This window comes from Streptomyces sp. NPDC058880 (assembly GCF_042742535.1).
Classification (GTDB): domain Bacteria; phylum Actinomycetota; class Actinomycetes; order Streptomycetales; family Streptomycetaceae; genus Streptomyces.
The window spans coordinates 1-17,320 of sequence record NZ_JBHYMC010000093.1; the positions used below are offsets into that span (position 1 = coordinate 1).

The 17,320-nt window shown below is 71.1% G+C and carries 12 protein-coding genes; 4 read left to right on the top strand and 8 right to left on the bottom strand.

Going from position 1 to position 17,320, the window contains the following annotated elements; all coding sequences use genetic code 11:
- Window positions 1-77: 77 nt before the first annotated feature.
- A complete protein-coding gene (gene pepN / locus ACFW2G_RS31275; protein WP_384445887.1) occupies window positions 78-2,678 on the bottom strand; it encodes an aminopeptidase N in 2,601 nt (866 codons plus the stop codon).
- Between the two features lie 139 nt (window positions 2,679-2,817).
- Between pepN (ACFW2G_RS31275) and ACFW2G_RS31280 the strand changes: the two genes are divergently transcribed.
- Complete coding sequence (locus ACFW2G_RS31280) at window positions 2,818-3,318, top strand: DUF1203 domain-containing protein (protein ID WP_384445885.1); 501 nt, start codon at window positions 2,818-2,820, stop codon at window positions 3,316-3,318.
- Window positions 3,319-3,382: 64 nt separating this feature from the next.
- Here the strand turns inward: ACFW2G_RS31280 and ACFW2G_RS31285 are convergent, their stop codons facing one another.
- The 3 genes from ACFW2G_RS31285 to ACFW2G_RS31295 all read right to left on the bottom strand — a co-directional run bounded on the left by ACFW2G_RS31285 (window position 3,383) and on the right by ACFW2G_RS31295 (window position 8,832).
- The gene (locus tag ACFW2G_RS31285) at window positions 3,383-4,411 is read right to left on the bottom strand and encodes an aspartate-semialdehyde dehydrogenase (protein WP_037923676.1); all 1,029 of its coding nucleotides are present in this window, start codon (window positions 4,409-4,411) and stop codon (window positions 3,383-3,385) included.
- Window positions 4,412-4,674: 263 nt separating this feature from the next.
- A complete protein-coding gene (locus ACFW2G_RS31290) occupies window positions 4,675-7,998 on the bottom strand; it encodes a S8 family serine peptidase (protein WP_384445883.1) in 3,324 nt (1,107 codons plus the stop codon).
- A gap of 273 nt (window positions 7,999-8,271) precedes the next feature.
- A complete protein-coding gene (locus ACFW2G_RS31295) occupies window positions 8,272-8,832 on the bottom strand; it encodes a CGNR zinc finger domain-containing protein (RefSeq protein ID WP_384445881.1) in 561 nt (186 codons plus the stop codon).
- Between the two features lie 122 nt (window positions 8,833-8,954).
- Here ACFW2G_RS31295 and ACFW2G_RS31300 point away from each other — a divergent pair, with 122 nt between their 5' ends.
- Entirely contained in the window at window positions 8,955-9,416 is a 462-nt protein-coding gene (locus ACFW2G_RS31300; RefSeq protein ID WP_037923680.1) for a VOC family protein, read from the top strand.
- Window positions 9,413-10,297, top strand: coding sequence for a pyridoxamine 5'-phosphate oxidase family protein (locus ACFW2G_RS31305; protein WP_384445877.1), 885 nt, complete (start codon window positions 9,413-9,415; stop codon window positions 10,295-10,297). The genes ACFW2G_RS31300 and ACFW2G_RS31305 overlap by 4 nt, the downstream gene beginning before the upstream one ends.
- Here the strand turns inward: ACFW2G_RS31305 and ACFW2G_RS31310 are convergent.
- Both ACFW2G_RS31310 and pepN (ACFW2G_RS31315) read right to left on the bottom strand, forming a co-directional pair.
- Entirely contained in the window at window positions 10,273-11,235 is a 963-nt protein-coding gene (locus tag ACFW2G_RS31310) for a hypothetical protein (protein ID WP_384445875.1), read from the bottom strand. The two genes, ACFW2G_RS31305 and ACFW2G_RS31310, sit on opposite strands and share 25 nt — an antisense overlap.
- Before the next feature lie 234 nt (window positions 11,236-11,469).
- Window positions 11,470-14,025: an aminopeptidase N gene (gene pepN, locus ACFW2G_RS31315; RefSeq protein ID WP_384445873.1), complete on the bottom strand. Its 2,556-nt coding sequence runs from the start codon at window positions 14,023-14,025 to the stop codon at window positions 11,470-11,472.
- 139 nt (window positions 14,026-14,164) lie between these two features.
- Between pepN (ACFW2G_RS31315) and ACFW2G_RS31320 the strand changes: the two genes are divergently transcribed.
- Window positions 14,165-14,815 (top strand): DsbA family protein, encoded by a 651-nt coding sequence (locus tag ACFW2G_RS31320; protein ID WP_384445871.1) that lies wholly within the window; start codon window positions 14,165-14,167, stop codon window positions 14,813-14,815.
- A 123-nt stretch (window positions 14,816-14,938) separates the two neighbouring features.
- On the opposite strand, the gene ACFW2G_RS31325 is transcribed toward ACFW2G_RS31320, so the two are convergent.
- Window positions 14,939-15,595 carry a superoxide dismutase gene (locus ACFW2G_RS31325; RefSeq protein ID WP_384585141.1) on the bottom strand — a complete coding sequence of 219 codons (657 nt, stop codon included), beginning with the start codon at window positions 15,593-15,595 and terminating at the stop codon, window positions 14,939-14,941.
- A gap of 161 nt (window positions 15,596-15,756) precedes the next feature.
- On the bottom strand, window positions 15,757-17,160 hold the full coding sequence (locus ACFW2G_RS31330; protein ID WP_384445869.1) for an amino acid permease: 1,404 nt from the start codon (window positions 17,158-17,160) through the stop codon (window positions 15,757-15,759).
- Between the last annotated feature and the right edge of the window lie 160 nt (window positions 17,161-17,320).

Consider the following 17,320-nt stretch of genomic DNA (forward strand, 5'->3'; position numbering starts at 1 on the left):
GGCCCGGGGCCTCCCGCGGGAGGCCCCGGGCCCGGGCGGGGCACTGCTCCCGCGGGGCGGGCAGAGCCCGGGAGCCCTCAGACCCGAGCGGCGGCGGAGTCGGCGGCCTGGGCCTTCAGCGCACGTTCGACGCCCGACCGGGACTCCGACACCAGACGCCGCAGCGCGGCGCTCGGGCCGGCCGAGGCCAGCCAGGCGTCCGTCGCGTCCAGGGTCTCCTGCGAGACCTGGAGCGCCGGGTACAGGCCCACCGCGATCTGCTGGGCGATCTCGTGGCTGCGGGTCTCCCAGACCTCCTTGACCACCGCGAAGAACTTCGCGGTGTACGGGGCCAGCAGCTCGCGCTGGTCGGACTGGACGAAGCCGCCGATCACGGCCTCCTGCACCGCGTTCGGCAGGTCGCCGGACTCCACCACCGAGGCCCACGCCGCGGCCTTCGCCGCCGCCGTCGGGCGAGCCGCCCGCGCGGTCGCCGCGTGCCGCTCGCCGGCCGCCGTCGCGTCCCGCTCCAGCTCCGCCGCGATCTCCGGCTCGTCCGCGGCGCCCGTCGCGGCGAGCCGCTCCAGGAACGCCCACCGCAGCTCGGTGTCGACGGCCAGGCCCTCGACCTCGGCCGAGCCGTCCAGCAGGGCCGACAGGTACGCCAGCTGCTCCTCGGTGCGGGCCGATGCCGCGAACGCCCGCGCCCATGCCAGCTGGTGGTCACCGGCCGGCTCCGCCGCACGCAGGTGCTCCAGGGTGGCCTCGGTCCAGGCCGCCAGCCCCTCCTCGCGCCACGCCGGGTCCGCGTACAGGTCGATGGCCAACTTCACCTGGCGGTGCAGGGACTGCACGACGCCGATGTCGGACTCCTTGCCGATGCCCGAGAGCACCAGCGCGAGGTAGTCGCGGGTGGCGAGTTCCCCGTCACGCGTCATGTCCCAGGCCGACGCCCAGCACAGGGCACGCGGCAGGGACTCCGCGAAGTCGCCGATGTGGGCGGTGACCGCGGCGAGGGAGGCCTCGTCCAGACGGACCTTCGCGTACGACAGGTCGTCGTCGTTCAGCAGGAACACCGCCGGACGGGCACGTCCCACCAGCTCCGGCACCGTGGTCAGCGCGCCGTCGATGTCCAGCTCGATGCGGTCGGTGCGCACCAGCGCGCCGTCCTGGAGCTCGTACAGGCCCACCGCGATGCGGTGCGGGCGCAGCGTGGACTCGCCCTGGGCGCCGGCGGGCAGAGCGGGCGCCTCCTGGCGGATGCCGAAGGCGGTGATCACGCCGTTCGCGTCGGTGGTGACCTCCGGGCGCAGGACGTTGATGCCGGCCGTCTCCAGCCATGCCTTCGACCAGGCCGCCAGGTCGCGGCCCGAGGTCTCCTCCAGCGCGCCCAGCAGGTCCGACAAGCGGGTGTTGCCGAAGGCGTGCGCCTTGAAGTAGGCCTGCACCCCCTTGAAGAAGGCGTCCATGCCGACGTAGGCGACGAGCTGCTTGAGCACCGAGGCGCCCTTGGCGTACGTGATGCCGTCGAAGTTGACCATGACGTCGTCGAGGTCGCGGATGTCCGCCATGATCGGGTGCGTGGACGGCAGCTGGTCCTGCCGGTACGCCCACGTCTTCATGGAGTTGGCGAAGGTGGTCCACGCGTGCGGCCACTTCGAGCCCTCCGCGTACGCCTGGCACGCGATCGAGGTGTAGGTGGCGAACGACTCGTTCAACCACAGGTCGTTCCACCACTCCATGGTGACGAGGTCGCCGAACCACATGTGGGCGAGCTCGTGGAGGATGGTCTCGGCGCGCACCTCGTACGCCGCGTCCGTCACCTTCGAGCGGAAGACGTACTGGTCGCGGATGGTGACCGCGCCCGCGTTCTCCATCGCGCCCGCGTTGAACTCCGGCACGAAGAGCTGGTCGTACTTGGCGAAGGGGTAGTCGTAGGCGAACTTCTCCTGGAACCAGTCGAAGCCCTGCCGGGTCACGTCGAAGATCGCTTCTGCGTCGAGGAACTCGGCGAGCGAGGGGCGGCAGTAGATGCCGAGCGGTACGGACTGGCCGTCCCTGCCCTCGTACGAGCTGTGCACCGAGTGGTACGGGCCGACGATCAGCGCCGTGATGTACGAGGAGATGCGCGGGGTCGGCTCGAAACGCCAGACGGTGTCCTTGACGTCCGCCTGCGCCGCGCCCTCGGGAACGACCCGGGGGGAGTTCGAGACGACCGTCCAGCCCTCGGGGGCCGTCACGGTGAACTGGAACGTGGCCTTCAGGTCGGGCTGCTCGAAGCTGGCGAAGACCCGCCGGGCGTCCGGCACCTCGAACTGGGTGTACAGGTAGGCCTGCTGGTCGACCGGGTCGACGAAGCGGTGGAGGCCTTCACCGGTGTTCGTGTACGCGCAGTCCGCGACGACCCGCAGCTCGTTGGCCCCGGCAGCGAGGTGCGCCAGGGCGATCCGGGAGTCGCGGAAGACGGCGGCGACGTCCAGCGCCTTGCCGTTGAGGACGACCTCGTGCACCGCGGGGGCGACCAGGTCGATGAAGGTCTCCGCCCCGGCCTCGGCCGACTGGAAGCGCACGGTGGTCACGGACGGGTAGGTGCCACCCTCCTGCGCACCGCTGAGATCGAGTTCGATCTCGTACGAGTCGACGGTGAGCAGCTTCGCACGCTGCTGAGCCTCTTCACGGGTGAGGTTCGTGCCTGGCACGCGGTCATCTCCTTCGATGGTGACGTTGCCCCGCCATCCTTCCATGGGGGCAGGGTCACCGCCCCGGAGTAATCCACGGGCGAACGCGAGGTCGGAAACCCGCCGGACGGACGAGCCCGTTCCCGGCAGGCTGCTGGGCATGACCATCAGACACCGGGCCAGGCCCATCGAGGAGGCGGCGCTCCAGGAGCTCCGCGCGCACGACGATGCGGGACGGCCACTCGTCCCGTACCCCGACGAGAAGGGCGGTGAGCCGCTGCGGTGCTGCCTGCGCCCCAGTGAGGTGGGGGAGCGGATCGCCCTCGTCTCGTACGCGCCGCTGCGGCGCTGGGCGGCCCGTACCGGCGCCGATCCCGGCGCCTACGACGAACAGGGGCCCGTCTTCGTCCACGCCGAGGCGTGCGGGGGCCCCGCCGGCGGCGACGCACACCCCTTCGTCCGGTCCGGGGCGCGGCGCACCGTCCGGCGGTACGACGCCCGCGGGCACATCCTCGGCGGGCGGCTCCTGGACCTCGGAGAAGATCCCGACGGGATGATCGAGCGGGCTCTCGGCGACGCCTTCGCCGACCCCGCGGTGGCCCTCGTGCACGTCCGCGCCGCCGAGTACGGCTGCTTCCTGTTCGAGGTGCGCCGGCCCTGACGTGCCCGGAGGGCGGGCGCCGTGCGGCGCCCGCCCTCCGGTCGGTGCGGTTCCGGGTGCGGGGTCAGCCGCGCAGCTCCTCGGCCACGAGCTCCGCGATCTGGACCGCGTTCAGCGCGGCGCCCTTGCGGAGGTTGTCGTTCGACACGAACAGCGCGAGGCCGTTGTCCACCGTCTCGTCGACGCGGATGCGGCCCACGTACGAGGCGTCCTGGCCTGCGGCCTGGAGGGGGGTCGGGATCTCGGAGAGCTCCACGCCCGCGGCGTCCTTCAGCAGCTCGTAGGCGCGCTCGACGCTGATCGGCCGGTCGAAGCGGGCGTTGATCTGGAGGGAGTGCCCGGAGAAGACCGGTACGCGCACGCAGGTGCCCGAGACCTTGAGCTCCGGGATCTCCAGGATCTTGCGGGACTCGTTGCGCAGCTTCTGCTCCTCGTCGGTTTCGAAGGAGCCGTCGTCGACGATCGAACCGGCGAGCGGGAGCACGTTGAAGGCGATCGGACGCTTGTAGACGCCCGGCTCGGGGAAGTCGACGGCACCGCCGTCGTGGACCAGCCCGGTCGCGCCCTCGGCAACGGCCTTGACCTGGCCGTCGAGCTCGGCCACACCGGCCAGGCCGGAGCCGGAGACCGCCTGGTAGGTGGTGGCGACCAGCGAGGTCAGGCCGGCCTCGTCGTGGAGCGGGCGCAGCACCGGCATGGCCGCCATGGTGGTGCAGTTCGGGTTCGCGATGATGCCCTTGGGGCGGTTCCGGATCGCGTGCGGGTTGACTTCGGAGACCACGAGGGGGACCTCGGGGTCCTTGCGCCAGGCGGAGGAGTTGTCGATGACCACGGCGCCCTGCGAGGCGACCTTCTCGGCCAGGGCCTTCGAGGTGGCGCCGCCCGCGGAGAAGAGCACGATGTCCAGGCCGGAGTAGTCGGCCGCGGAGGCGTCCTCGATGGTGATCTCGCGGCCCTCCCACTCGATCGTCGAGCCGGCGGACCGGGCCGAGGCGAACAGGCGCAGCTCGTCCACCGGGAACTTGCGCTCGGCGAGGATGCTGCGCATGACTGCGCCGACCTGACCGGTGGCTCCGACGATTCCGACCCTCACGGTGACTCCTTCTGCTCCGTACGACGCGGGCGCGCGTGGAGCCATCATGCGTTCGACCCCACGCGCCTTGTCCAATTCATTGTCCGAGGAACGGACGGTTTTCTGGATGCGCACCCCCGTGACGCCTGCGTGACGGGGGTGCCCCGCCGGCTCCGGAACAGCCGTTTTGCCTGGTCGGAGTCGGAGCCGGAGCCGGAGGGGAAACGGCCCGAGGGGGCGGTGCTCGTCAGAGCGCCGCCCCCTCGGGTTCCCCGCGGAAGGTGCTAGGGGAGGACCTTCTCGATCTGCACGCTGCCGGTGCCCGCAGCGGTGCCGCGGGCGTTGAGCAGCTCGACCTGGCCGAAGAACTGACGGCCCTCCGGGGCCGCGCCGGTGACCAGGACGTTCGCCGAGACCTGCGCGGTGGCGCCGGTGGCGAGGTTCACCGCGGCGGCCTCGTCGACCTGGACGGAGCCCAGGGCGGCCGAGAAGAACACGTCGCGGTAGTCGTAGGTGGTGGAGCCGGCCGGGACCGCGTAGCCGATCACCTTGACCGTGTAGGTGCCCGCGGCCGGGTTCACCAGGCTCACGGCCTCCTCGGAGTCGCCGTCGGCGGAGGAGCCCACCTTGACGCCGTCCTTGTAGACCTCAAGGTCGAGGTCGGCGGCGGTGTCGGACACCTTGCCGATCGCGACGTCGAGGCGGGAGGTGCCCGCGGGCACCGCGATCTCGGTGGTCTGGGTCTCACCGTCCGCGATGGTCGGCTTGGCGACCTTCGCGGAACCGAGCGGGCCGCCCTTGAGCTTGCCGCCGGAGATGGCCGCCCCGGAGTTCTTGACGCTCCACTGGACCGGGGCCGGGGTGCCCTGCTTCACCTCGGGCAGGACCTTGACCGCGGGGTCGAAGGCAGCGCCGAGCACGGAGACGTCCAGCGTGAACGGGTTGTCCAGGACCGGCGACGTACGACGGGCCTCGACCTCGATCTCCCAGACGCCCGGCGCCGGCTCGGGGTACGAGCGCACGTCGGGACGGCAGGTGTTGGCCGGGTTGTCGTAGTTCGGGTAGCAGTTGATGGTGGACGTGGGGTCCACCGGCACGCCGTACGGGTGGATCGCGATGAAGCGCGTCTGGGCGCCGGCCGCGAGACCGCTGAGGGCGACCTCCAGGCTCTTGGCACCCGGCGGCACCGTCACGAAGTACGACTTGTGCGAGTTGCGCTCCACGGTGGAGGACTGCGACAGGGAGAACGCCGGCGCGGCCAGGGGGGCGGAAGCCACGACGGTCGTCAGGATCTGCTTGTCGATGCCCTCGGTGGTCTCGTCGTCCAGCTGCAGGATGCCGCTGTGGACGCCGGCCGTCTTGGGCTTGGCCTCGACCTTGATGGTGACGGGCTTGTTCAGCGGCAGGGTGACGTAGTCGTAGCCGCCGATGACCTTGAAGGTGCCGTCGTTGTTGCGCCAGCTCAGGTCGTGCCGGGTGCCGTACTTGACACCCGTGGTGCGGGTGACGACGACGTTGTAGACCTTCTTCTGGCCGACCTTGAGGCCGCCCTCGCGGTCGTACAGGCCGGTGCCGAAGCCCGGGGTCTTCAGGAACTGGTCGATCGCGGTGTCGACCGGCGCCTTGACGGTGAACTCGTTGGCCCTGGCGTCGCGCTGGATGGACTCCCACGCGCCGTTCACGTCGATCAGACCCGAACCCTGCGCGTGCGCCGGGACGTCGTGGATCTTCTTCGCGGAGCTCGTCAGCGCGATGCGCAGGGAGGCCGGGGTCAGCTTGATGTTCTGCTGCTTCGCGGCCGAGATCAGCAGGGCGCTCGCGCCCGCGGCCTGCGGCGAGGCCATCGAGGTGCCCTGGAGCATGCCGTAACCGGCCGGCAGGGTGTAGCCGGCCTCCTTCACCGGCGCGCCGGGCAGCCAGGTCTGGATGGTGTTGATGGCCGCGCCGGGGGCGCTGATGGTCGGCGTGAAGCCGCCGTCCTCACGCGGACCGCGCGAGGAGAAGGGGAACATGTTGTACTTCGTGCTCACGCCGGAGCCGTAGTTGGCGGCCCAGGTCTCCTTCGAGACCGAGGCGCCCACGGAGATGACCTTGTCCGCGAGGGCCGGGTCGCCGATGGTGTTCAGCCCCGGGCCGGAGTTGCCGGCGGAGATGACCAGCTGGACCCCGTAGGTGTCGATGAGGTTGCGGTAGAGCTCGGCGCGCGCGTTGTTGCCGTCGTTCAGCGCCGGCAGGCCGCCGATGGACATGTTGACGATGTCCACACCGCGGTTGACGACGAGGTCGATCATGCCCTCGGTCAGCGCGATGTTGGTGCAGCCGCCGGACCAGGAGCAGGCGCGCGAGGAGACGAGCTTGGCGCCGGGCGCCTCGCCGTTCATCTTGCCGCCGAAGAGGCTGTTGGCGGCGGTGATGCCGGCGACGTGCGTGCCGTGCTCGGACTCGATGATGCCGATGTTGACGAAGTCGACCTTCTTGCCGACCCAGTCCCCGCCCAGCGGGTCCATCGGGACGTCCTTGCGGATCTCGATCACGAACGGGATCCGCTCGGCGACGTCGGTCGCCGGGTTGTCCGTGCCGAAGTAACCGATCTGGTAGCCGTCCTTGTACGGCTTCATCGGCTCGTTGTTGGTGAAGTCGCCGTCCTGGTCGGTGTCGACACGCACGGTGCCGGCGGCCGCGTCGTACAGCATGCCGAACCGGTCGGTGGTGTCCCCGTCCCGGTTGACGTCACCCTTCATGTCACCGTTCGCGGTGATCGACTCGCTGAAGCGGCTCCACTGGAAGCTGCCTTCGGGCGCCTTCCAGCTCTGGCCGCCCGCGGTGAAGGTGCCGCCCGCGGTGGTGACCGGGGTGATCTGGGCCCGCCAGGTCCCGTCGTTGTCGGTGATCGGGTCGGTCGCCGTCACCCAGTCGACGATCTTGCGCTCGCCGGTGGTGGTCTTCTGCAGGGCCGGGTGGCCGAGGTCGACACCCGAGTCCATGATGCCGATCGTCACACCGCGGCCGTCGGCCTGCGGGTTCTGCGCGACGAAGTCGACCGCCCCGGTCTCGAAGGACGGGTTGTACGGGTTCTTCGCCGGGGTGTTCCGGTCCGGCGCCGCGTACGTCCCGGCCGATGTCTTCTTGGCCGTGCCGCTCTCCCGGCCGGCGTCGGGCCGCGGGTCGGGCAGCTGGATCTCGTGACGCAGGTCGATGCCGTGCACCGAGGACAGCTTGGCGGCCGCCTTCAGCGCGGCCTCCGCCTTGCCGGTCGGCAGGGTGGCGCGCACGTAGCCCAGGTTGTCGTAGGTCCGGCCGACCGAGGCGCCCTGGACGGAGTCCAGCTGGTCGGCGACCTGCTTGGTCTGGCCGGGGGCGGTCGCGACCATGACGGTGACGTTCGCGTCACCCTTGGCCTTGGCCTCCTGGAGGAGCTCGACGTCGGCCGAACCGAGCTTCTGGTCGGCGGACTTGACGGCCGGTGAGGTGCCCGGGGTGTCCGTGCCGGTCGCCGCGAACGCGGGCACGGCGCCGCCGGCCACGAGGGCGGCGACCAGGCCGGCCGCGGCCGCGACGCGCACGGCGCGTCTGGCCCCGGGTATGGAGCTGGGGGATTCGAGGGTCATCAGCATCCCTGGTAAGTGAAAGATACGGTCCGGATTTCGGTGCCGGATGACCGGTCAGCTTTGCGCAACGGACCGCTCTTTGGGGAGGGATGTCATCGACCGAGACCTACCGTGGCGGACACTCGCCAGTGCGGTGTTTCCGCCAGTGGGCCCGTATCCGGGCACAGTGGTGCGAAACCCTGGGGCCAAGTAGTCGATTTATCGACATGGTGGCCCCGAGTCGACACCGGCGCGAGGCCGGGCGCCGGCACCGGTGTGACAGATTTCGAGCGATCAGCGCTCGCGCGTGCGCGCGTAGTGGCGCGAGGCCTTCGCCCTGTTCCCGCAGGACGACATCGAGCACCACCGCCGCGTTCCGTTGCGCGAGGTGTCGTGGAAGTGCAGGATGCACGTCTCCGAGGCGCAGGCGCGGATCCGCTCGGGCGTCGAGCTCAGCAGGTCGAGGTAGTCGCGCGCGGCCGTCCAGGCCGGACCCCAGGCCGGATCGGCGAACTCGGCCCGCTCGCCGGGACCTTCGGGGGTCAGGGTGGCGCGGATGCGGCCGTGCTCCAGTACGGCGTCCACGAGTGCCCGTGCACTGTCGTCGGTCGGGTCCGCCACCGCGCGGGCCAAGGCCTCGCGCGCGGTCATCAGGTGGACGAGGGTCGGGGCGTCGGCCCGGAACCGGTCGGCCAGTCCGGTGGACCGCAGCCAGACCGCGAGCCCTTCGACCCGGCCGAGACCGAAGGCGCCGGCGAAGAGGTCGACGGGCTCACCCTCGCGCATCCAGCGCGTGTTCAGCAGGTCGAGGGCGATCGGCTCCCCGGTCAGGGGTCGCGGGTCCGCAGTCGTCATGTCCCTCTCCTCATTCACTAACCCCTCAAGGATACGTGAACGGTTGACGCCCTCCTCTCTAACCTTTAAAGTGCATGTAGAAGGTTAGAATTCGTTGAACGGCCTCTGGGGAAGGACCCGTCATGACCACCGCCATCAGCAAGCTCCGCACCGGGCACGTCGGCCTGAACGTCACCGATCTGGACCGTTCGCTCGCCTTCTACCGGGACGCCCTCGGCTTCCAGGCGCTGGAGGAAGGCAAGGAGGAGGGTCGCCGCTTCGCCTTCCTGGGCCAGGACGGCGAGCCCGTCCTCACGCTCTGGCAGCAGGCCGACGGCCCCTTCGTGCCAACCGCTGCGGGCCTGCACCACCTGGCCCTCTCGGCCGGCACGGTCGAGGAGGTGCGCGCGTACGAGGAGCGGCTGCGCGGCCTGGGCGTCACCTTCGCCCACGAGGGCCTCGTCGCGCACGGCGAGGGCACGGCCTCCGGCGGCATCTTCTTCCACGACCCCGACGGCATCCGCCTGGAGATCTCCGTACCGGCCGGTGCCGAGGGTGCCCCCGCTCCCACCGCAGGGGCGCCGACCTGCGGGTTCTTCTCATGAGCGGGGTCTATCACCGGGGTTCGCTGGCGGTGCAGGAGCGGGTCGGCGTGCGCGGGCCGGCCGAGCACGTCGGCCGTTCGATCACAACGGGCATCCGCGACGTCGCCGCGGCCTTCCTGGAGCTCCAGCCGCACCTGGTCGTCGGGGCCGCGGACGGCGCCGGCCGGATGTGGGCCTCCTGGCTCACCGGGCCGCCCGGCTTCGTGCGGGCCACCGGCCCGCACCGGATCGCCGTCACGAGCGGTCCGCTCGCGGGTGATCCGCTCGCCGAAGCGCTGGCCACGGCCGGGACCCGGGTCGGGACCCTCGCCCTCGACCCGCGCACCCGGCGCCGGATGCGGCTCAACGGAACGCTCGCGACGACCCCGCGGGGCTTCGCCGTCGAGGCGGAGCAGGTCTTCGCCAACTGTCCGAAGTACCTGCAGAAGCGGCAGCCGCTGGAACGGGTCGCGGAGGGGGCCGGAGTGGTGCACCGCGGGGACGCGCTCACCGCCGGCCAGGTGCGGACCGTACGGGCGGCCGACACCTTCTTCGTCGCCACCACGGGACCGGACGGGGCCGACGCCAGCCACCGCGGCGGCTTGCCGGGCTTCGTGGAGGTGCTGTCACCGGCCGAGCTGACCTGGCCCGACTACGCGGGCAACTCCATGTTCCTGACCCTGGGGAACCTGACCGCCGACCCGCGGGCCGGGCTGCTCTTCCCGGACTGGGCGAGCGGGGCCGTCCTCCAGCTCAGCGGCCGGGCCCGGACGGAGTTCGCGTCCGACGGCAGCCGTCGCACCCGCTTCAGGGTGGAGTCGGTGGTGGAGGCCGTACATCCGGGGCGGCTGTTGTGGAGCACCCCGGAGTACTCCCCTCACCTCGGGAGCACCACCAGGTAGGCGGCGGGCTCGCGGTCACCGGAAGCCGTCAGGGCGGTCCGGATGACCGCGGCCTGCTGCTCGGGCCAGTCCCGGAGCTTGCGCGGGGTGATGTGGACGACGGTCACCCCGAGCCGCTCCAGGGCCTCCCGCTTGCGCACGCACGCGGACCACTCCTCGTCCTCCCCCTGACGCGGGGCGCGGGTGTCGATCTCCACGGCCACGGCGTGCTCGGGCCAGAACGCGTCGACGCCGCCGAGGTGCGGACCGCCGGGGATCCGCAGGTCCACGTTCCATACGGGGTCGGGCAGTCCATGGCCGCGGACGACCTGGTAGAGCCGGTCCTCGGCGATCGCCCGGCCCTCCGCCAGCAGGGACTCGACGGCGTCGACCACGTGCGGCCGGTTCAGCAGCCGGGCCACCGTCAGCTCCCGTACGACGGCGGCCGGTTCGCACGCCCCGCTGCGGACCGCCTCGCTCAGCAGCCGGCGTACGGTACCGGCGTCGTCGAGCTGCGCGACGGCGTCGGCGACGGCCCGCGCGACGGGCGCCACGGGCAGCCCGGTGACCTCCTGGGGTCGGGGCGCGGTGTGCACGCGCACGATCCGCACGTCGCCGGTGGACCGCAGCCGCCGGGTGCCCGGCACCAGGACGTCGATGTGCGAGAGGGCGAGCAGCGGGGGCGCGGAGGGGAAGCGGTACAGGGCCAGGGCCGCCAGCCCGGTGATCATGGCCTCGCCCGCGCCGCGCCGGCCCGCGTACAGCAGCGCCGCGTGCAGCCGTTCCTCGCTGGTCGCCGGCCCGGTGTGGAGCAGGAACACACCGGGCAGGATCTGCTGCCAGGGCCGCTCGGCGGCCTCGGAAGCGCTCACGCCGTGCTCGCGCAGCTGGGCGAGGGTCAGCACGCGCGGGCTGTTGCCGGTGAGGTGGGCGAGGGGGAGGGGTGCGTTGTGGTTCATGACGCGGTGATTCCCTCAGGCCATGGCCTTGCTAACCCCTGTTACACGCTCGTCGGCAAATCCGGACAAGCCGGGGCTAAAGTACGGGCGTTCGACTGCCGATGAGGTGCGCCCGTACGGGTGACCGGACCGCACCGCGGCTGCCGGGGCTCCGCCCGGACCCCGCCCGGACCCCGCCCCGGAGCCGGGCAGAGCACGGGCCCGGGGCCGGGCAGAGCACGGGCCCGGGGCCGGTCAGCCGGCCGCCGCGTCGCACCGCTGCGCGGCAAGGGCCCGGGCCAGGTCGTCGCGGGACTCCAGGACCAGGCGGCGCAGCGCCGGGGCGGCGTCCTCGTGTCCGGCCAGCCAGGCGTCCGTGGCGTCCAGCGTGGCGGCGTCGCCCTGGAGCGAGGGGTAGAGCCCCTTGACGATGTCCATCGCGATCTGGATCGACCGGTCCGACCACACCCGCTCGATGACCTCGAAGTAGCGCCCCGCGTGGGCCGCCAGCAGGTCCCGCTGCGACGACTGCTGCATACCCGCGATCGTCGCCTCCACCAGGGCGTTCGACAGCGCGTCCGACTCGACGACCGCGGCCCACGCCTGGTCCTTCACCGCCTGCGAGGGACGAGCCGCCAGGCACCGCACCTGGTGCCGCTTGCCCGACGCCGTGTCGTCCCGCGCCAGTTCGGCGGCGAGGACTGCCTCGTCCACCGCACCGTGCGCGGCCAGCGGCAGCAGGAAGTCCCAGCGCAGCTCCTGGTCCACCTCCAGCCCGTCGATCCGCGCCGAGCCCTCCAGCAGCCCGAGGAGCAGCTGGAAGTCGCCCTCGGTCGCCGCGCTCGCCGCGAAGAACCGAGCCCAGGTCAGCTGGTGCTCCGACCCCGGCGCCGCCGCCCGCAGCTCGTGCAGCGCTCCCGCCGCCAGGTCCCGGCCGACCTGCTCGCGCCGGTCCGGCGCCGCGTAGTGGGTGATCGAGGCGCGAGCCTGCGCGTGCAGCTGCTGCAGGACGCCGACGTCCGTCTCCCGGCCCGCGTGCGCCAGTACCAGCGAGACGAAGTCGTGCGCCGGCATCAGGCCGTCCCGCGTCAGGTTCCACAGTGCCGACCAGCTCAGCGCCCGCGCCAGCGGATCCGTCAGGTCGCCCAGGTGCGCGCGCAGCGCGGCCAGCGAACCCTCGTCGAAACGGACCTTGCAGTAGGTGAGGTCCTCGTCGTTGACCAGGACCAGGTCGGGCCGGTCCTGCCCGGACAGCTCCCCGATCACCGAGCGGGATCCGCGGACGTCGGCCTCGGCTCGCGCGTAGCGGACCAGCGAGCCGTCCGGCTCCCGCCGGTACAGGCCGACGCCGACCCGGTGCGGACGCAGCTCGTCGCCCTCCTGGACGACGGCGAGCTCGGCGATCCGCCCCTGGGCGTCGTGGGTCACCACCGGCGTCAGCACGTTCACGCCCGCCGTCTGCAGCCAGGCCCGCGACCACTCGGTCATGTCGCGGCCGGACACCTCGCCGAGTACCGACAGCAGGTCGTCGAGGGTGGTGTTCCCGTAGGCGTTCGCCTTGAAGTAGCGGCGCGCGCCCTCCAGGAACGCCTCCCGGCCCACGTAGGCGACCAGCTGCTTGAGCACCGCCGCGCCCTTGGCGTAGGTGATGCCGTCGAAGTTCAGCTTCGCGTCCTCCAGGTCACGGATGTCGGCCGTGATCGGGTGCGTGGACGGCAGCTGGTCGGCGCGGTAGGCCCACGCCTTGCGGTTGTTGGCGAAGGTCACCCAGGCCTGGTCGAAGCGGGTGGCCTCGACGAGCCCGAAGGAGCCCATGAAGTCCGCGAAGGACTCCTTCAACCACAGGTCGTCCCACCACTTCATGGTGACCAGGTCGCCGAACCACATGTGCGCCATCTCGTGGAGGATCACGTTCGCGCGCCGCTCGTACGAGGCCTGCGTGACCTTGCCGCGGAAGATGTACTCCTCCCGGAAGGTCACCATCCCCGGGTTCTCCATGGCGCCCAGGTTGTACTCCGGCACGAAGGCCTGGTCGTACTTCCCGAAGGGGTAGGGGTAGTCGAAGATCTCGTGGAAGAGGTCGAAGCCCTGCTTGGTGACGAGGAAGACGTCGTCCGCGTCGAAGTGCTTCGCCAGGCCCTTGCGGCACATGGCGCCCAGCGGGATGGTCAGGTCGCCGCGGGTGTAGGTGTCCGTCACGTAGTGGTACGGCCCCGCGACCACGCAGGTGATGTACGTGGAGATCGGCGCGGTCTCGGCGAAGCGGCGGGTCCGGCCCTCGCGGGACTCCTCGGCGCCGTTGCTCCACACCTGCCAGCCCTCGGGCGCGGTGACCTCGAAGCGGTAGGGCGCCTTCAGGTCGGGCTGCTCGAAGTTCGCGTACACCCGGCGGGCGTCGGCCGGTTCGTACTGCGTGTAGAGGTAGACCTCGCCGTCCTCCGGGTCCACGAAGCGGTGCAGGCCCTCGCCCGTCCGGCTGTACGCACAGTTCGCGTCCACCACCAGGACGTTCTCGGAGGCCAGGCCGTCCAGGGCGATCCGGGCCCCGTCGAAGACGGCGGACACGTCCAGCGCCCGCCCGTTCAGGGTCACCGAGTTCACCGACGGCGCGATCAGGTCCGCGAAGGTGGCACCGCCGGGCGTCGCGGCCCGGAAGCGGATCGTCGTCACCGAGCGGAAGGTCCGCGGGCCCTCGGCCGGCTCGGCCTCGTCCACCGCCGAGCTGATGTCGAGGACGACCTCGTACCCGTCGACGGACAGCAGCTCGGCCCGCTCGCGGGCCTCCTCGCGGGACAGATTCTCTCCGGGCACCTGCACTCCTTCGTGCGCGATCGCGTTCTTGACCGAATCCTCGCACGAGGGGGAATGCGTGCGGCGGCGTCCTGGTTGGCGACGGAGGACATGCGCCGTTGACGCCTTTTTCCACCTGAGACCGACACCGAGGAGAGACATGAGCGAGACCCAGGTGCGCGAGAAGACCCCGGTCGACTTCTGGTTCGACCCGCTCTGCCCTTGGGCCTGGATGACGTCCCGTTGGATGCTGGAGGTCGAGAAGGTCCGCGACGTCGAGGTGCGCTGGCACGTGATGAGCCTGGCCGTGCTCAACGAGAACAAGCTCGACGAGCTGCCCGAGGTCTACCGCGAGCTCCTCGGCCCCAAGGGCTGGGCGCCGGTGCGCGTGGTGATAGCCGCCCAGCAGAAGCACGGCGACGAGATCACCGGCAAGCTCTATACCGCGCTCGGCACCCGCATCCACAACGAGGACAAGGGCGCGACCCGTGAGGTGATCGCCGAGGCGCTGGCCGAGGTCGGCCTGCCGGCCGAGCTGCTCGCGTACGCCGACTCCGACGAGTACGACGAGGTGCTGCGGGCCTCGCACGACAACGGCATCGACCGCGTGGGCCAGGAGGTCGGCACTCCGGTGATCTCCGTTCCGGGCGCCGACGGCGAGGGCGACATCGCCTTCTTCGGCCCCGTCGTGACCCCGACCCCGCGCGGCGAGGCCGCCGCCCGGCTGTGGGACGGCACCCTGCTCGTCGCCTCCACGCCCGGCTTCTACGAGATCAAGCGGACCCGCACCAAGGGCCCGTCCTTCGAGTAGCCCGTACGGCGAGGACACAGAAGACCCCCGTGAGTCACGTCCTCACGGGGGTCTTCCGTTGGACACGCCCGCCGGTGAAGGCTTGAGAAGACGATCACGAGGCGGACGGGCTCGGGCGTGCGATCAGCCCTTGACGGGGATCAGCAGCGGGGTGTTGGCCTTGGCGTCGGCGTAGCGCCGGGAGACGTCCTGCCAGTTGACGACGTTCCACATCGCCTCGATGAAGTCCACCTTCTGGCTCTTGTACTGCAGGTAGAAGGCATGCTCCCAGGCGTCGAAGACCAGGATCGGGGTGCTGGCGACACCCACGTTGCCCTGGTGGTCGTAGACCTGCTCGACGACCAGGCGGCCGCTGACGGGCTCGTACGCGAGCACGCCCCAGCCGGAACCCTGCGTGGCGGAGGACGCGAAGGTCAGCTGCTTCTTGAACTTCGCGAAGGAGCCGAAGGACTCGGTGATCGCGTCGGCCAGCTCGCCCAGGCCGTCGGCCGCGGTGGGCTCGCCGCCGCCCTCGCCGGTCTTCGGGCTGGCCATGTTGTGCCAGTAGATGCTGTGCAGGATGTGGCCGGAGAGATGGAACGCGAGGTTCTTCTCCAGGCCGTTGAGCGCGCCCCAGTTCTCCTTGTCGCGCGCCTCCGCCAGCTGCTCCAGGGTGTTGTTGGCGCCCGTGACGTAGGCCGCGTGGTGCTTGTCGTGGTGCAGCTCGATGATCTGCGGGTTGATCACCGGCTCCAGCGCCGCGTAGTCGTACGGAAGCTCAGGAAGCGTGTAGATGGCCATGCGTGTTGTCCGGTCCCCTCGGCGTGCCAATCGCTAATTGCAATTAATGCGCAACTGCACGCTAGCAGTATCTATTCCCAGTCACACGTAAGGGTTGCCTCTGTGCGACGCAGGCGGGCCCCGTGCTTCCGCACGGGGCCCGCCTGGTGGTCGAAGGGTGTTCAGCGGGCGACGGCCGCCCGGCGCTGCAGCGCGTATCCGGTCACGGCCAGGGCCACGGCGAGCCCGCCGGTGAAGATCACCTGCACTCGGGTGTCCTCACCCCGAGCCATGAGCACGAGGACCCCGGCCACCCCGGCCAGCGCCACCCAGGTCAGGTACGGGAACCCCCACATCCGCACCACGAGCTTCTCCGGAGCCTCGCGCTCCAGCCGGCGGCGCAACACGCTCTGCGAGACGGCGATGAAGCCCCAGACGACGAGGATGACGCCGCCGACCATGTTCAGCAGCCAGGCGAACAGGGTGTCCGGGTACCAGTACGACAGCAGCACGGTGGCGAAGCCGAAGCCGGAGGAGGCGAGCACGGCCCGGCGCGGGACGCCGCCGGCGACCCTGCCCAGCGCCCGGGGCCCCTGGCCGCGGGAGACGAGGGAGTGGGCCATGCGCGAGGAGCCGTAGATGTTGGCGTTCATCGCGGACAGCAGGGCGATCAGGATGACCACGTTCATGATGTCGCCGGCGGCCGGGATGCCCAGGTGGTCCAGGGTGGCCGCGTACGGGCCGTCCTCCCTGACCTTCGGGTTGTTCCACGGCAGCAGGGTGACGATGACGAGCATGGAGCCGACGTAGACGACGGCGATGCGCCACATGGTGGTCCTCACCGCCGTGGCCACCCCCTTGACCGGGTCCTCCGACTCGGCGGCGGCGATGGTGACCGTCTCCAGTCCGCCGTAGGCGACGACCGAGGCCAGCAGGCCGACCAGCAGGCCGTCCACGCCGCCGGGCAGGAAGCCGCCGCCGTGGAGCAGGTTGGCCGTGCCGGGTGCGTCGGTGCCGGGCAGCAGGCCGAGGACGGCCAGCACGCCCAGCCCCAGGAAGAGGGCGATGGCACCGATCTTGAGGGCCGCGAACCAGAACTCGAACTCGCCGAAGTTCGAGACGGCGGCCAGGTTGGAGCCACAGAACAGTGCCATGAAGACCAGCACCCACATCCACGACGGGGTGCCCGGGAACCAGCCCGTCATGATGTGCGCCGCACCGATGGCCTCGATGGCCACGCCCACGCACAGCAGCGCCCAGAACATCCAGCCGACGGTGAACCCGGCCCACGGGCCGATCGCCCGTTCCGCGTGCACCGAGAAGGAGCCGGAGGCGGGGTTGGCGGCGGACATCTCGCCGAGCATCCGCATCACGAACATCACGAGCAGTCCGGACGCGGCGTAGGCGAGCACGATCGAGGGACCCGCCGCGGCGATGCCGGCCCCGGATCCGACGAAGAGTCCGGCGCCGATGACGCCGCCGAGCGCGATCATCGAGAGGTGGCGCTGCTTGAGTCCGTTGCCGAGCGGGGATCCGGCGTCGGTCCGCGGCGGCTCGGGCGGTGCGGCGGTACTGCTGTGGCTCATGGGGAGGTGCCTGTCGGTGCGGGGGCGAAGCGGCCCCAGTGTGCCGAGCGTCCGATCACCGGACGTTCTCTGTCCGATATCCGGACAGCCGCTTCACGGGCCGTGATCAACTCCGTACGGCCCGGGAACGGCAGGACCCCCCGCGCCGCGGCGCGGGGGG

Excerpts from the sequence above, each read along its gene's own strand:
- ACFW2G_RS31280 (WP_384445885.1), top strand. The coding sequence starts at position 2,818 with ATGACCATCAGACACCGGGCCAGGCCCATCGAGGAGGCGGCGCTCCAG.
- ACFW2G_RS31290 (WP_384445883.1), bottom strand. The coding sequence starts at position 7,998 with ATGACCCTCGAATCCCCCAGCTCCATACCCGGGGCCAGACGCGCCGTG.
- ACFW2G_RS31295 (WP_384445881.1), bottom strand. The coding sequence starts at position 8,832 with ATGACGACTGCGGACCCGCGACCCCTGACCGGGGAGCCGATCGCCCTC.
- ACFW2G_RS31300 (WP_037923680.1), top strand. The coding sequence starts at position 8,955 with ATGACCACCGCCATCAGCAAGCTCCGCACCGGGCACGTCGGCCTGAAC.
- ACFW2G_RS31305 (WP_384445877.1), top strand. The coding sequence starts at position 9,413 with ATGAGCGGGGTCTATCACCGGGGTTCGCTGGCGGTGCAGGAGCGGGTC.
- ACFW2G_RS31310 (WP_384445875.1), bottom strand. The coding sequence starts at position 11,235 with ATGAACCACAACGCACCCCTCCCCCTCGCCCACCTCACCGGCAACAGC.
- ACFW2G_RS31320 (WP_384445871.1), top strand. The coding sequence starts at position 14,165 with ATGAGCGAGACCCAGGTGCGCGAGAAGACCCCGGTCGACTTCTGGTTC.
- ACFW2G_RS31325 (WP_384585141.1), bottom strand. The coding sequence starts at position 15,595 with ATGGCCATCTACACGCTTCCTGAGCTTCCGTACGACTACGCGGCGCTG.
- ACFW2G_RS31330 (WP_384445869.1), bottom strand. The coding sequence starts at position 17,160 with ATGAGCCACAGCAGTACCGCCGCACCGCCCGAGCCGCCGCGGACCGAC.